A 15,276-nucleotide genomic window follows, 5' to 3' on the forward strand; every position below is an offset into this window, starting at 1 on the left:
GACTATGAAAAATGCTTTTCGAACGTCTACCTCCTGGTCAGTGCTGTATTGGCGATCAGGCTTCTGGGCTCTTTTTGGCGTTGTACTACTGTGCGCTGATCCCGGTTTTTCATCCAGTATCGTTGCCTTTTTGAGCTCGATTATGCTTATCGAAGGTCTTCTGGCAATTCGGTTCTGGCAGGTAAATCGTGTTCATATAAACGATACAAATTGGTATTTGGCTGCGGGCCTGCTAGATAGTTTGACCGGCATATTCTTGCTGCTTTATCGCGATAACCCGACCATGAGTATTGGGTTAACACTGGGTGGTTGGGGACTGTTCGTTGCTATGTTGCAGGCCGTAGAAACCATTTATGTGTTCTTGGGTGTGCAATCGTCAGGTAAGGTCAGCGACTTTTCAATTACCATCACTCATATGATAAACGTCTTGATCTGCGGGGGAATAGCGTTCGTTGTCTTACAGCAGCCATTGGGCGAAAACTCTATTCGATGGTCGGGATTACTATTTATCGGATTAAGTATGTCATTATTGACTACGACCCGTCGTTTGCAAATTGACGCATCCTCTCAGTAACTATATAGTAAGCTTCATTAGTTTTCACGATTGAGGGCACCCATCTATTTAAGCAGACTTTTTCGTGAACGATTTCAGACAGGAAGGGTAAATGATCGTCACATTAATTATGACATTCACAACCCATACAATTGATCCTAAGAAACATGATTATTCAGTAACTTCAACGCCTACAACCTGCTCGCTGGATCGAAAATAGATTTTTAACTTCTCTTTTACATGAGATAGCTACCCTTATACCATGAAGTTAGGTTATGCGCGAGTCTCTACTCAAGATCAAAATCTGGCGCTTCAGCTAGATGCCCTTAATGCAGCAGGTTGCTCGAAAATCTTTCAGGAAAAAGCCAGTGGGTCTAAAACCGAACGGCCTGAATTGAACAGGTTACTCGAAATCATCCGGGAGGGAGATACGTTGATGATTTGGAAACTGGATCGCTTGGGCCGTTCCCTAAATCACTTGATTGAGATCGTGACTCAGTTAGAAGAGCAACATATTGGCTTAGTTAGTCTAAACGACCCCATCGACACTACGACGGCTCAAGGTCGGCTGGTTTTTCGTATTTTCGCCAGTCTGGCTGAGTTTGAGCGGGAGGTGATTCGGGAGCGGACTCTGGCCGGTTTGGCCTCCGCCCGACGACGGGGGCAACTTCTTGGCCGACGTAAAGGGCTATCAAAAGCCGGTGAGCAGAAAGCCCGAATTGGTGAAAGTCTTTACAAAGAAGCCAATTACTCGGTCGAGCAAATTGCCCGTGAATTACATATCTCTAAAACCACCCTGTATAAGTACCTTCGCCTACGCGGGGTGGAAATAGGTGCTCCCGTTCAAAACCAAACGGCTACAACTTAGCAAAAAGATGTACTGGATTTGATATTTATCAAACGAACGTTTGTTAAATGATGCCACGAAGCAGGTTGACATTTGTCAGATGTCCATTCAGAAACCTATTAAATGCTTCATTACCTTTCTAGCTGTTCTTTTCAAGGCAGGTTGACCTTGTATTTACATGAAAGTGTTAACTTGTCCTACGTATCTTTTAACATGGCCTAGGCCGACAGTAGCTTTGATTTATCAACTGGAAATCGATGATCGCGACGAGACGGGCAAGGCCGTCTTGGCCTTTATTCGACAGATGGCAGCCACCAATAAAGCCATAAAGCACCCAGTCGCGATCAATCAGCCGGAAATAACGGAACGTCCTTTTGGCACCATGAAGGGTAGCTTTAAACTGGCACCGGACTTCAATGAGCCCCTGGATGATTTGAAAGACTACATGTAATGCACATACTGATTGATACGCATATTTTGTTGTGGGTGCTGGAAGCTGATGCCCAGTTGTCCGCTCGGGCAGCGGAGTTGATTCGCAGCACCACCAACGAAGTGTTTGTGAGTGTCGCTTCGCTGCTTGAAATTTCCATCAAGAAAAAGATTGGCAAACTCGACACCACATGATCTTCTACTGAAGTCTTTCAGGAAATGACCGGTGTATTGGCTATTCAGCTCCTGCCTATCCTGCCCCATCATTTAGACGCATATCAGTCGATCCCGCTGTATGAGGATCACCGCGACCCCTTCGACCGTTTATTAATTGCCACGGCTTTTGCCGATAGTCTCACGTTAATATCCGACGATAGCAAGTTTAATCAATATATGCCTTATATAACCTTGATTCAATAGCCTTCGATTTAACTGCAATTACCCTCATACATAATTGTACGCTAATTCGGGTGTGTTTTACCTACCTACCGACCTAAAACAACGTTTGCCCCACCACTATGGGACGTTTTTCTGAACGGTGGCAGGGTAGGAGATAGGTGTCCGCAAACAGCTTTTTCGCGTTCAATAAACCCGTTCAATTTGATTGTTCAACGTTTTAGGCTGGGTTGAGGTTTATCTGACCAGTTTTTATTCAATGTTGTTACCAAGCCTTGAGTATAGTTTTGTCTAATAGCTCGAACATACACGATTGGTTTTATTAAGTGCATAAATATATAACATACATACAGGCATTCTATCTATATCGCCACTTTATCCCGTACTAATAAAATTACATATTATGTAAATAAATAGTTGATTATGTAATTTACTGTTAGTAATTTTAAACAATTAGAAAAGGGGAGTAAATGGTCATCATTACAAAAACAATACTCAACGAGTTTGGCCTTCAGCATACTGATTCAGCATTAGCTCTCAATGATTGGTATACTACAGTTAAGACCTCCGATTGGAAAAGTTTGGCGGATATCAAGCAAACCTTCAATTCGGTGGATTACGTGGGTAATGACCGTTTTGTATTTAATGTAAGGGGCAATAAGTATCGCATAGTTGCTATGATTTTCTTTGACAAACGAACCGTGTTTATTCGCTTTGTCGGTACACATTCTCAGTATGATAAAATCCCTGATTGTTCAATTGTTTAAATAAATTGATTATGCAGTTGCCAACCAACCCAGCAGAGTATCAAAAACTCATGGCTCGCATTGAAACCTTCGTAGAGAAAGCAACAGTAGGAGGGGGGTTTGATGCGCTAACACCCGATGAAGGTAATGAATTAGCTTTGTTATCAGAATTAGCGGAAGCTTATGAAGATAGCATCCCGCTGATGCCGATCAAAGTGCCTCAGACTATTGCTGAAATGATTGAGTTTAAAATGTATGAGAAGAAAATGAAGCAACGGGATATGGCACGCTTACTGGAGGTACCTGAAACTAGGCTTTCTGAGGTGTTACGAGGCAAACGCCGGGTATCCATGGACTTGGCCAAGATGCTTCGTACAAAACTTAAGATTGATGCTGATTTTATTTTAGAACATGCCTAAGTATCAGTCACTGGTTATTTAATAATTTAATATTTTGTAAAAAATAATTTCAAAATCAATCTCTACTAACACATGTCATTTTACATAAAACTAATTATTGAGACTGTGAATTGTGACGAATCTGATGCAAATGAGATTGAAGAATATATGCGCTTTTGTATTTTCAACTCTACCTTAGATTGGCAAACTAAGCATCAGCTTGAGCAGGGAGCAGAAAGGGCTTGGAAAGAAATACAGTATCTAAGAACTTTCGAAGATATTGTTTATGCGAATAGATTAATTAAGGAAAATAAAATATAGTAAAAAGACCGCCTTTTCGTCTAAGCTTTTTTGAGTGATATTATTAATAGTTAAAAGACTATAATTACAGTAGAAGATTGTTCTAAAGTTTTCCCAATTCAAAAAGTAAGATTTTGAAGAAATATCAGTTAAATTAAAAAGCTAATTACCTTTTTTGCTGGTAGTTGAAGGTATTCATAATAGTTATTGACAAATGAGAATACAGAAATTATTAGGATCTAAGTGCCTGTAGCTTAGTATTCTATGGATTATTGAGCCAATAGTTAAATTTGTTAACCAACACCGTTCAGACGCGACCCACAATGTTATTATCAAATTAATTTATGGAACTAATCTATCTCGACAATAATTCAACCACTCGGATGGATCCTGAAGTACTTGATTCAATGATGCCTTATCTACTAGACTTTTATGGCAATGCTTCAAGTGCGCATGGATTTGGGAAGATCATAAATGACAGGGTTGAAAATGCACGTTCTCAAGTAGCAGATCTAGTTGGCTGTGATTCAAATGAAATCATATTCACGGCCGGTGCAACTGAATCAATAAACTTAGCGATTAAAGGGGTTGCTGAAAATGATTCGAGTAATAGAAAACATATTGTCACTATAAAAACAGAGCATGCTGCAGTTTTAGATGTATGCCATTTCATGGAATCCTGTGGATATGAAGTAACTTATCTACCTGTTGACCGTGATGGTTTAATTCAGGTTGATAAATTGCGCGAAGTATTACGCTTTGATACACTACTAGTGGTTGTCATGCTAGTCAACAATGAAACAGGAGTAATACAACCAATACGACAGATTGCTGATTTAGCCCACGAAGTCGGAGCTTTATTCATGACAGATGCAACGCAGGCTGTTGGTAAGATGCCTATCAATGTTGATGAGTTAGAAGTTGACTTATTGGCATTTTCAGCTCACAAATTTTATGGACCAAAAGGCATCGGGGGATTATTTTTACGGCAGCGTTCTCAATGGCGTGTGCAATTGGCAGCCACTACGCATGGTGGTGGTCACGAACGCGGCTTTCGAAGTGGTACGCTTAATGTTCCAGGAATTATTGGGATAGGACAAGCTTGCGAACTGGCACAACGAATGATGGTAACAGATGAGCAGCGAGTTTCTAAGCTTCGTAATCTGTTAGAGACATCCTTATTAGAGATTGACGGTGCATTTGTAAATGGCAATATTTCAAGTCGGCTTTACAATGTCACAAATATTACTTTTCCTAGAGTAAATGCAAATGTATTAATTGAGCAACTAAAAGATTTAGCGCTGTCCAATGGGTCAGCCTGTTCCTCAGCTGTGTTTGAGCCATCTCATGTATTAAAAGCAATGGGATTAACAGATGATGAGGCTTTTGGAGCTATCCGTTTTTCGCTGGGACGGTATACGACAAAAGAGGAGATCAATACGGCAGTTCGGTTAATTAATCAAGCAATTAGCTTATATCATTCGTCTCTTTAATGGGGCGTTTAATTGGAGGACTTGTTTAATAACCGTAAACCACAATCAGTAGCATACGGAGTTACAAAAATTATTTTCGTATTTCGACATGAGGGTACTCAAAGCGGCCTGAATCAATAGTTTTTAGACCAATTATTTGATTAAATATTGGGCATTATACCCTTTAACAAGAAATAAACGAGTCCGAATAGGTTTTTTATGTCATCCATAGTTACTTTAACATTAGTATCGCGTAATGTTTTTGTGTAGTCAGCGTTAGTATCATTATCCCCATGGGTCAAATACAGATGGTTACGAAGCTTATTTAACTCATGCAGCTTTTGTAAATTATGTTCTTTTATACTCCATCTTAAAAAAATAAACTTCTTGTATATTATAAATGCTATTTGCATCTGAAGAGCATTGGCGTAGAGAATACGCTGTTCTTTAAATACTGGTGGTTGATCAAAAACATAAAATGGTGAATTCTTTCGTAAATATATTTCCGATGTTTCTTGAAAAATATATTTTCCCTGATACTCTGAATAGTTACCACTATTATTTAATTTAGGCTTAGATAAATATTTAATGAAATATTGAGATCTACCACCTACTTCTAAATGCCATTCTAATACCTCAATTCTGGTATTATCGTTATTTAGATAGATACAAGAATTATTTGTTGAATTGAAAGGATGAAATTTTGATGTTTTCTCAAAATAGCATTCGGAAATTTCATTTAGGCAACTCCATAGAGTTAAGAAAGCCGTTTCACTTTCTTCATAATAGAAGTTATCTCTATCAAAAGCTGTTTCCTCATAGGTTTTTTTTAATAATCCTATGAACATACAAAGGCGTTCGAGAATGCGTTTATGAAAACAGGTTTCCTCCGGTGTACCAACTCTTTTCTCCTGGATCAGATTTACATTCTCGATATCCCTAATGCCTTTCCAGAAAGGAAATAGGACAGCATATTTTTGTAAGCAAATTTTTACAAGTGCAAAAAGCGCGGTTACATCATTGCGTACAGTTGCGGGTGTACGGTTAATATCAGGACTATACTTGATGTAAAAACCGTCGGCTCCATGGTCGGTAAAACTGTCTAACGTTTTTGCTTTTGTGGAGGCGGTGAACATAATTACTGGTAAGATCGGATTATGCTGTTTTATTATTTTTAAAGCTTCCAAACCTGAAAAATTAATTGAGTTTTCTTCCTGGTAATCTTGCTCAGTTAACCTTATATCAAGTAGGATTAAATTCCAATCATCTGACTTTAATTTGTCTTTAATAAGTTTTAGCACCTCCTGGCGGCTTTGTCCTTTCTTAAGTTCTTTTACACAGTCAAATTCAATTTTTGCCTCTTCAAAGATTGCTTTGAGGGTTTGTTCCCAACCTTTATTGTATTCGTCGTCAATGTATAATATTTTAGGCTTTTGATTGGGGTTAAAAGGCTTGCCTTCATTTAGAACCTCCGACAATTTGAGTGTATCTGACTCTCCGGACGCATAGCCTAGCTTCACTTTTAAGTATTTAATATATAAACTGTTTTCAATCCATTCTGGCTGGCCAGAAAGCACGTTAGCCGTCAACTGGTCCAGTTCCAAAGCTCCCCATTCATTGGCCAGCGAATGATTAGATTCAAGGTGGGGCGGGGGGGTAATCGGATATTGCGCTAAACTGGTTACCAAATTCTGGTTATCTATCGGCTTCAGAAATTGCCATTCATTTTTCACAAATGACAGCAGCCCATCGAATGACTCCTCAGTATAGTAAACCTGAGGAGTGCTTAAGAAAGAAAGGTACGAACACCCCAATTGAGCCAGTTGCCCCAGTTCTTCAAACCCCATGAGGATAATGGGTACATACCGTTTTTTTTGCAACTCAATGCTAAGGCGAATATGCATAGCCAATTGAAAGCCATCATACGATAAGGGAGAAGGCCCGTAAGTGGCCGGAATAGCAATCACATCAAATTCTACTGACAAAATAGATTTTAAGAGGCCTGCTTTAGATATAGAAACATAGTCATCAAAGCTTTCATAGGAGGTAGAAGGAGCATCGAGAACTGTCACTTCAATAGAGCTGAGATGATCGTTCAATATGTCAAAATCATAAGAAATAAACTGCCCGTCATTTGGTGCTCCGGGCAGCGTTCTTTGTATAACGAGTAGCTTATTCATTTTTGTATTTACAAATTGTTGACTCGTAAAATGGCTTTTCTTAGCTGATCTTTAATCTGACCTATTGTTAGAGTCTGTTTTTCCAACAGACTCTCTACTTTATCATATGTTTCAGCAAGTTCATCTGCTCTATTTTTATAATCTTTTACGAAATCTAATAAGTACTTCTGATTTACACTATCCAACACACTGTCATGTGCTAATTGATGTAAATGGGAGGCAATAGCATTAGTGAATAGTAAGAATTCATTAAGCAAAAATTTTTGACCAAAGCATAAAGTTCGAATGTCATTAATACCTTCAATGTATGTTCTTAGATTTTCATAAAAAATTTTACTATTTACGTTTGCATAAAGACTCCCATTGAGATGGACATAATTTGCATTGATAGTTCCTCCACTGAAATAAACAAAAGAGACCCTTCTTGCCTGGTAATACTTCTGAAGTCCTGTTACTTTTTTTACGTTCCTACTCAGAGCGACGTGACCTCTATGACACAATACCGCCTTCGGTTCAGGTAGTCTTGTTTGCAGTTCATCGTGTATTTCTTCCGCAGTATCGCCAAATCGTATGTCCGAAATGACAGTAATTTTATCTGGTGGCAGTACGTAATCCTTTAAAAGCTGGCGTTGACGCTCCGGGCGATCTTCGATGAGATAAATCATTTGTAGAGAATTAATTTGTACGTAACGTCTTTTTCTCCAATCCAGTCAGTAAGTTCCACTGGTTGCACTACACGATTAATTGGCACGTCACGTGTCAGATAAGGAAACTTAAATCTGTTTCCGTCCTTTGTTGAGATATGCATCTGCCAATCGCAGATGCTCTGTAAAATCTTACGTACTTCATTTATGTCCCCATGTAATCCGTTTCGTTTTTCTGCATAAACATCCCAAGATATATAAGAATTTATGTGCGAGATGTCTAATTCATAGACATCATCTTTACTGATTAAAGTAACTTTTATATGTGTGGAACGATCTTTATGGAGAGATATCCAACCAAATAATCGTTTCAACGCATATTTCAATTGAACTGTGTCTATAAATAGCTCGACCGAGTCGAACTCGGCATCTTTTATATTCAGTTTAAAATCTGTTGTGAGGCCAGCTTCGTTAAATAAATTTTTAATAATCCTGTCAAGCGTTTGCGAGCTATCTTCTGTTCTTAGCTGAATATCAAATTTGAACCGCTTGATTACATCACTAAAAAAAGGATATTTAATCAGACGATTATTCTTTATCGGGAACTTGGTCTCTTGTGGCAAGGGGTATTTATCTGGATAAATATTCGGATTAGCTTTACACCAGTCTGCTAATGAGGTATTACCCCAAGCCATTTCAATTTTATATTCGTAGGTAAAGAAAAACTCTCCCTTTACAAATCCATTAAGTCGGTTGTATGTACTTTCATGTAATTGATTTTTCTGCTTGTACACTACTTTATTGAAAGCTTTCCAAGCTCTTTCCAAAAATTCATCATAGTTGAACTCACCCACAGCTGAATCATATTGATGCGTAAAAAATTTCAACTTTTCATCACTCGAGAACGAGGCAAGTATATTTTTCGCAGCTATAGGATTATGGTTTGTTTCCTTGTGCCCATTTTCGAGCGTAGTTTGTTCAGTTCCGGCAGAAAGTGCAAGTTTCAATGCTCTAACTTCGACGGTATCACCGCCCTGCGCTGACAGCCTTTGAATCGCCTTTTCCAATCTTATCTTAAGGGCCGCCTCTGTCGTCAGTTCCCCATTGTGCTTCATAATCATTCATTAGTTGGGTTGCCTGTGCAATATCGCCTTTTTGGTAAAGTTCCATAATGAGCACGAGCATTTCAGCCTGATTCAGCGATGTCTGTTCAGACATTGCTGAATCAGGCAACGTTTTCGGCATGTCTGCTCTACTAGGTAGGCCATCGTATAGTTTCTGATACTTTTTGTACAACTCGTCGTCTGCTCCGCGTACCATGCGCATGTAGAGTAGTTTACCCATCAGCACGTTGGTGAGCAGGGGACGCTTCTTCATGGGAGCGTCAGGACAATGCTTTGCCCAATAGCAATCCTGCGCCTTCGTTTCTCCCTGTTTGCTACATAGGTTCAACAGCATCCTGATTTCACGCCAGTATTGGCGTGATACATTAATGCGTTCATTTACGATCAATCCAGTCACTTCCTGTCTGTAACCGTTTTGTTGCAGGCGCGTTTTGGTGGGATTGATAGTGAAACCCTGCTCCGTTATGATCCGGTTAAGTTCACGATAAAACTCTCCATTCGAGTTGTACACATTACGGTAAGAGGAGAAAGTTAAATCATCTGCATACCGTGTATATGTTAGTCGGAATCGTTTCGCCAGGCCCGCAAGCCGTCGATCAAGTTGCTTACAAACTACGTTGGTCAAAACCGGCGACGTAGGCGCACCCTGAGGTAAAAAAGAGCGCTTAGGGTCATTTATATTAGGTTCACAACATAAGTTTGCCATCATAAACGCCAACGGCTCCCTCTCACCGGTCAGGTTAAAGGGAGGGAGGGTTAGGCAGGCCTTTACGCGCCCGAAGCCGATGCTCGGAAAGAAGTCTTTCAGGTCAAGGTTGTAGATAAACGGCTTACCAACGTGCGGGCGGGCGTTGTCAACAATACTTTTCCCCGACACAAAGCCAGTGGCAGCATGATGGACGTAAGATTCAGCCATAACCTGAAAAGCTACATTCAAGCACCGCTGAATTGTCTTCAACGCACCTACTGGTGCATGTAGCGTTCGCTCTCCTCCTTTTTTTTTGGGTATCATAAAGGCTTTATACCGAGCTAGGGGGAGTTTGGTGTTGGCAAAATATGTAATCGTTTGCAGCTTAATTGGCTTTTGCCTGCCTGACTTAGCCCGATCTCCCTCTGTAAAGATTACGGACTTGATGTAATTCACCAGTAACGATAAGTCATCGTTGGTTTGCATAGTATCAAACAAATCCTTGACCTTCTGTTTTTGCTCTGGTGTTAATTGCATAGGTTGTAAAAAATCCTAAACTGCCCAAACCCGGTATTCTTCCTGTAAACGTGTCACCCTATTAAGGAATAGGGGCAAGGAAGTATAAATGATGTGTATTAATAAAGGTAAGTTTATAAGCCTTACCTACACACATTAAGCCCTTAGCTTGCGCTTGAGCCGCACGGCAAAACGCTCGTGTGAAAATCAATACCGTTGGGGACGGGCAGTTCAGGATGTAAAAGAACGTGTAAAAATAGATATTAGAGTTGCAAACGTTGCTACGCCGAACAAATCAACCGCTTCCTTGCCCGCGTCACTCCGGTGTAGAGGAAGTTCAGATTGTGATTGCCGTTGGGCGTCCACTTGTTCAACAGCACCGTGTCGAACTCGCTGCCTTGGGCTTTGTGGCCGGTAATGCCGTAGCCGTAGCGCAGGCGCATAGCTCCCAGGTACGGGTTCAGGAGTTTCTGCTTGTACTTACTCTCCCGAAAGGCTTTGTCGGTGCGCATCACTTCAGCATAGAGCGTATTTTCCTGCTCCCGCATTAGTTCGGGTTTTTCGGCCTGCGTGAATTCCAGACAAACCTTTCCTGCTAGGCGATGGGGTTGGCCCTGTTCGTCAGTCAGTTCGACCATAACCTGCTGAAAATGTAATCCACCGAAGCGTTCGGCTCCACTAATCAGTTCGACTACCGTGCCGAAATCGCCGTTGTACGCGATATAGCCAGCACCAACAAAATTTTGGTGGAACACCATTATGTCGCCGACCGCTAATGTGTCAGTCCGGCCCAGCCGCTGCCGCACGGCTCTGTTGAACTGAGTTAAGGACTTGTGGTAAGGCGCGATGTAGACAACCGAATCCAGCCGACGCGGATTGAAGGCCCGCAGGTATGCGTCGACGGCCCCTTCCAGGCTCCAGAAGTGTTTGCTCTCGATCTGCCAGCTACGACCAAACCGCATGGCATCCCGCAGCGAGGTAGCCGAGCGCAGAATGCTGGAGCCTTCGGCCTGGCGTTTGACGTCGGTTAATTCCACTACCCGCCCGCTCAGGCCGAACTCCTCACGGAGGTAACGATCAGACAAAGCGGGTGGAGTTTGACCCGCTTCGTAGCCAATGGGCGGTAACTGATACACGTCGCCAATAAACAACACCTTGCTGCCCTTATTGCCGTTTTTGACGAAGTGCATAAAGTTACGCAATAGGCCATGGCTTACGATAAACTTGTCCTCATCGGTAACGCGGTCAGAGATCATCGAGGATTCGTCCACGATGTAGAGCGTTGGCAGGGTATCGTCGTTCATTTTCAGTGAGGTTTTCACCCGTCCGTCTTCCAGCGGTTCGATCAAGTAAATCCGGCTGTGCAGAGTGCGGGCTTCGCGTTCTGTCTTACGCCCAATGATCCGGGCCGCCCGCGTAGTAGGTGCCGACAAAAAGCAGGTAATCTGCTGCTCGGCCAGGTAGTCAACTACCGCTTTGACGATTGATGTCTTTCCCGTTCCCGCCGAACCACGCAGCATAAAGAAATCCTCATCGGATTCCATGAACTCTTCGATCTCGAATAGAAACTGAGCCTGCTCGGTAGTGGGAGCGAATGGGAGAAGGTCAAAAATCGTAGGGGTAGTTGTCGTCATAGCCTGTTGCAGTTTGTTTCTGATGCAAGGTTAGGCAGATCAACTACAGTTTTATTTACTTTGATAAAAATTGTAGCGATATCGATGAAAAAACACGGGGCCGTCAGTGATCTACGACTAAAACGCATTTTTGAAATTCATAAAGTACTGAGGAAGACTCACCGGGGCTGGTCAGCTGAGGAGCTGTGTGAACTATGCAGGGAGGTTGACCCTAGCCTAAACCCTGAGGTAGATAAGAGAACCACGATGAATGATCTCAAATTTCTGAGGGAGGTACTACAGGCTCCTCTACCCGAACGGGCCAATAAGCATCACGGCTACTATTATTCGGAACCGTATTCTATCCTGGAGGGCTTAGACGATTCATATTTAGGTGGTCTGAATGAGGCATTGGCTTTATTGCGGCAATTATCAAAGTCAAAAGAGTTTATTGGCCTGGAAGATTTGCTGCTACGACTCGAACAGCGCATCACACTTACTTCGGCTGATCAGAATCCAGTAATTGAGTTCGACGAAGCGGAGTTGGTGGGCCGTGAGCATCTAATTGGGTTGTACCAAGCTACCCAAAAGAAAGCCTTCCTGAGAATCACTTATCAGACGTTTCAGGGAGAAGAGCCGACGATTCGATATATCTTTCCGCTATTGCTGAAACAGTATAATAACCGTTGGGTGCTTGTTGTTTGGGAGAACGGTCGGGCTAATCCGCAAAACCTGCCCCTCGACAGGATCAAGCGTTTTCGAGAAACTGCTGAGGAGTTTGTTTACCCCAAAACGTTCAACAGCCGAACCTATTTCCAAAACCTGCTTGGAACGACTAAAACGGACAACGAAGCAGTCTCTGTAGTGTTACACTTCAGTCCCGAACGCAGTAAGTATGTAGAAACTAAGAAAATTCACCCAACGCAGAAATCAACTCGGTTACCCGATGGCAGATTAGAGGTCTGGCTTCTGGTTGAAATAAACCGCGAGTTGGAAGCCCGGATACTGGAGTTTGGTAAGGATGTATTGGTTGTTGCTCCTTTACTGTTACGCGAGCGGATCAAAGAAAACCTTTTGGAGGCATTAAGGCAATACTAAATCCTAATCGGACCAAGGTTTGTGATGGGTTATAATGCAAACCGGCCCCCAAAAGGTCTCAAAAATGCTAGTTTATTTTACCACTTCACTTACTAAAATAATAGGACTCACGTTGGTGTAGTTGGCAAAATCGGCCCGGATGGCGTCTCGATGTGGGCCGACAGCCGCTTGATACGCATTTAGGCTCTTTACATAAAAGGTGCCAATCGCCATAAACGGCAGGGGTTGGTTTGGCACGCCGTTGGCCAGCCCTTTGTCAATGGTATACTTCACCAAATTGGTCCCTAAAAAGCTGGCGACCATCGGCATGTGCTTGGTTTCATAGTAGGCCATGTCAAAGGTTTTGCCTTCGGCATAGGGATACATGATAACCACTTTAATTAAGCTTTTCTCACCAGTAACAGCTGTGTTAGGCTTATCTTGAGTAAAGCCAGCCAAACTAACGCTTAAAAGAACAAATGTTAGAATCAGTTTGCTTTTCATACTTCTTCTAGGTGGTTAAGGTCGTCAATCGGAAATTAGGGTTAAAAGTTTTTGAACCAAGTTGGTCAGTGATATAAAATAGACTCTCTCTTTTTCTACTACTGCTTACTTGGTCGGAGACAAATAATCGTATGAGCCAGAATAATGGATTATCTGTGATTTGTCCCTCAAATTGCTCCTGAGTGAGAGGACTTTTTGCACATCCAGGTCAAACGACGAATTATGTAACATTCCGCAGAACAACCCCGTTTAGTACACTACAAAGCAAAAATGACAGACCCAATTAATTTATTTATACTAGATTGGCATCTCTTCTGACCCATCTTCAACAGAAACCACCTCATGTGTCATCGCCGAAAGTGGCCCGCGCTTTAAGGTAATTTCGTGTTTAGAAAACTCTGGGTCCATGTAAAATAATTGTTCTCGTAAGCGTTGACGTAGGTGTATGGCAGGTAGGAGGCAGTAAGTTTCGAACTCCTCCTCGCTAACAACGGATAAATCCGGAAAAAGAAGCTTCAAAAAGCCAGCAGATAATTTAAGAATGGCTCGAACATCACGAAAGTCTTTAGAATCAATCAGGTGTTGACGTTCCTCTACGTACTTATCATACTCAATACGAAAACGCATTGCGTGAAAGATTTCACCTAGATAGTCAGCCTTTAAGCCTACCCCTTTGGAAAGAGCATCGACTCCCATACGAGGCAGGTGCCAGCCAGGCAACAGCCCATGAATGCGATCAAGAAGTGCTGTTTCTTGTAATATTGTTGGTAGATCGCTAAACAGATGCTTATAGTTTACCGGCATCTTATCGTGGCCAATTTGCACGTTAGCAATGAAAACTGCCCCAGCATCAGCGGCCACTGTAAATTTACCCTTGGAATACTTTCCTTGTTCCAAATAACCTTTAAGTTTAGCTACGGTTTCATCTGGGCTGCTGAAAGACAGAGATTGAGCCTCATCAAATACAACAATATCAAACTGGGTAAACAGCCCAGGTACCTTTGTGTTCTCGTTGTAGAAAAGCACTGCGGGAGACACAGCACCTCCTTCAATCAGGCGAGAATAACGAGAGAACTGACCGAATAAAAATGATTTCCCGGTACCTTTAGGAGCTAACTCGAATAGGTTTACTCGACGCTGAACAAATGGAATTAAGCGCGTAAGCAAAGCTGAGCGAGTTGTTTCTGTTATATAACCACCTTCGCCTTCTGCATTATATCCGAGGGAATTAATTAATACTTGGGTCCACTCTTCAAGGCTGAACATCCGTCGCTTTTCAACATATTCATCAACATCAATTTTGGATGCTTGCAAGGGTTTGAACTCACTGAGCCAAACTTCACCACCTTTGTCAGTTGGGCGTCGGTATTGATAGATGGCTAGCCCCCACATCCCACCCTTCAATAGGCGTGGGTAGCGAGTAAGCAAGTGCTCTTCCACCAAAACCTTTTGATTGCCGAGGCTGCCTGATTCTAAAAAAGTTTGGTCTTTAGTTAAATCTACACGCGGACTGACGTATTCCAGCACCGAAACATTATCTCCATTACGCAAACGTTGTTTGAGGTCCTCAACGTCATCTTTACTTGGCATAAACTTGCGTACGAACGCAATTACCTGTTGCTTGACATCTTCATCCCATTCGCCCCCCTTTAGCTGGCGGTCGATGAGCCATTCCCCCACAAATACTGGTATGCTCTGCTCGTTAAGGCCGGAGCCACTGTATAAGCTTTTATCGATGCTAGCTGACTCAAACACGTCAGTTACTTTTTGGCGAAGTGAATCATTCATG

General features: G+C 42.0%; 15 protein-coding genes and 1 pseudogene. 9 read left to right on the top strand and 7 right to left on the bottom strand.

All coding sequences use genetic code 11. From position 1 onward, the window contains the following. Positions 1-4 precede the first annotated feature (4 nt). From ACYVEA_RS28740 to ACYVEA_RS28775, 8 genes and pseudogenes are all read left to right on the top strand, one after another. Complete coding sequence (locus tag ACYVEA_RS28740) at positions 5-574, top strand: hypothetical protein (RefSeq protein WP_461116864.1); 570 nt, start codon at positions 5-7, stop codon at positions 572-574. 241 nt (positions 575-815) lie between these two features. Beyond that, entirely contained in the window at positions 816-1,421 is a 606-nt protein-coding gene (locus tag ACYVEA_RS28745) for a recombinase family protein (protein WP_461116865.1), read from the top strand. A gap of 214 nt (positions 1,422-1,635) precedes the next feature. Further along, positions 1,636-1,851: a hypothetical protein gene (locus tag ACYVEA_RS28750; protein WP_461116866.1), complete on the top strand. Its 216-nt coding sequence runs from the start codon at positions 1,636-1,638 to the stop codon at positions 1,849-1,851. Further along, a pseudogene (locus ACYVEA_RS28755) lies at positions 1,851-2,249 on the top strand (type II toxin-antitoxin system VapC family toxin). Before ACYVEA_RS28750 ends, ACYVEA_RS28755 begins: the two are co-directional and overlap by 1 nt. A gap of 446 nt (positions 2,250-2,695) precedes the next feature. Then, positions 2,696-2,992 (top strand): type II toxin-antitoxin system HigB family toxin, encoded by a 297-nt coding sequence (locus ACYVEA_RS28760; RefSeq protein ID WP_461116867.1) that lies wholly within the window; start codon positions 2,696-2,698, stop codon positions 2,990-2,992. 11 nt (positions 2,993-3,003) lie between these two features. Next, the gene (locus ACYVEA_RS28765; protein WP_461116868.1) at positions 3,004-3,390 is read left to right on the top strand and encodes a helix-turn-helix domain-containing protein; all 387 of its coding nucleotides are present in this window, start codon (positions 3,004-3,006) and stop codon (positions 3,388-3,390) included. A gap of 72 nt (positions 3,391-3,462) precedes the next feature. Beyond that, positions 3,463-3,690: a hypothetical protein gene (locus tag ACYVEA_RS28770; protein ID WP_461116869.1), complete on the top strand. Its 228-nt coding sequence runs from the start codon at positions 3,463-3,465 to the stop codon at positions 3,688-3,690. A 323-nt stretch (positions 3,691-4,013) separates the two neighbouring features. Further along, positions 4,014-5,162: a cysteine desulfurase family protein gene (locus ACYVEA_RS28775; RefSeq protein ID WP_461116870.1), complete on the top strand. Its 1,149-nt coding sequence runs from the start codon at positions 4,014-4,016 to the stop codon at positions 5,160-5,162. 140 nt (positions 5,163-5,302) lie between these two features. Here ACYVEA_RS28775 and ACYVEA_RS28780 read toward each other — a convergent pair whose 3' ends face one another. From ACYVEA_RS28780 to ACYVEA_RS28800, 5 genes are all read right to left on the bottom strand, one after another. Further along, on the bottom strand, positions 5,303-7,321 hold the full coding sequence (locus ACYVEA_RS28780; RefSeq protein WP_461116871.1) for a hypothetical protein: 2,019 nt from the start codon (positions 7,319-7,321) through the stop codon (positions 5,303-5,305). Positions 7,322-7,329: 8 nt separating this feature from the next. After that, positions 7,330-7,986: a hypothetical protein gene (locus ACYVEA_RS28785; protein WP_461116872.1), complete on the bottom strand. Its 657-nt coding sequence runs from the start codon at positions 7,984-7,986 to the stop codon at positions 7,330-7,332. Continuing rightward, positions 7,983-9,080 (bottom strand): hypothetical protein, encoded by a 1,098-nt coding sequence (locus ACYVEA_RS28790; RefSeq protein WP_461116873.1) that lies wholly within the window; start codon positions 9,078-9,080, stop codon positions 7,983-7,985. Before ACYVEA_RS28790 ends, ACYVEA_RS28785 begins: the two co-directional genes overlap by 4 nt. Continuing rightward, on the bottom strand, positions 9,040-10,314 hold the full coding sequence (locus ACYVEA_RS28795) for a reverse transcriptase domain-containing protein (RefSeq protein ID WP_461116874.1): 1,275 nt from the start codon (positions 10,312-10,314) through the stop codon (positions 9,040-9,042). Before ACYVEA_RS28795 ends, ACYVEA_RS28790 begins: the two co-directional genes overlap by 41 nt. A gap of 260 nt (positions 10,315-10,574) precedes the next feature. Then, entirely contained in the window at positions 10,575-11,927 is a 1,353-nt protein-coding gene (locus ACYVEA_RS28800) for an ATP-dependent DNA helicase (RefSeq protein WP_461116875.1), read from the bottom strand. Positions 11,928-12,173: 246 nt separating this feature from the next. On the opposite strand from ACYVEA_RS28800, the gene ACYVEA_RS28805 reads away from it, so the two are divergent. Next, the gene (locus ACYVEA_RS28805; protein WP_461116876.1) at positions 12,174-13,004 is read left to right on the top strand and encodes a helix-turn-helix transcriptional regulator; all 831 of its coding nucleotides are present in this window, start codon (positions 12,174-12,176) and stop codon (positions 13,002-13,004) included. A gap of 72 nt (positions 13,005-13,076) precedes the next feature. Here ACYVEA_RS28805 and ACYVEA_RS28810 read toward each other — a convergent pair whose 3' ends face one another. Continuing rightward, on the bottom strand, positions 13,077-13,487 hold the full coding sequence (locus ACYVEA_RS28810) for an EthD family reductase (protein WP_461116877.1): 411 nt from the start codon (positions 13,485-13,487) through the stop codon (positions 13,077-13,079). A 297-nt stretch (positions 13,488-13,784) separates the two neighbouring features. Beyond that, positions 13,785-15,275 (bottom strand): BREX system Lon protease-like protein BrxL, encoded by a 1,491-nt coding sequence (gene brxL, locus ACYVEA_RS28815; RefSeq protein ID WP_461116878.1) that lies wholly within the window; start codon positions 15,273-15,275, stop codon positions 13,785-13,787. Position 15,276 lies beyond the last annotated feature (1 nt).

It is taken from the genome of Spirosoma jeollabukense, assembly GCF_054777855.1.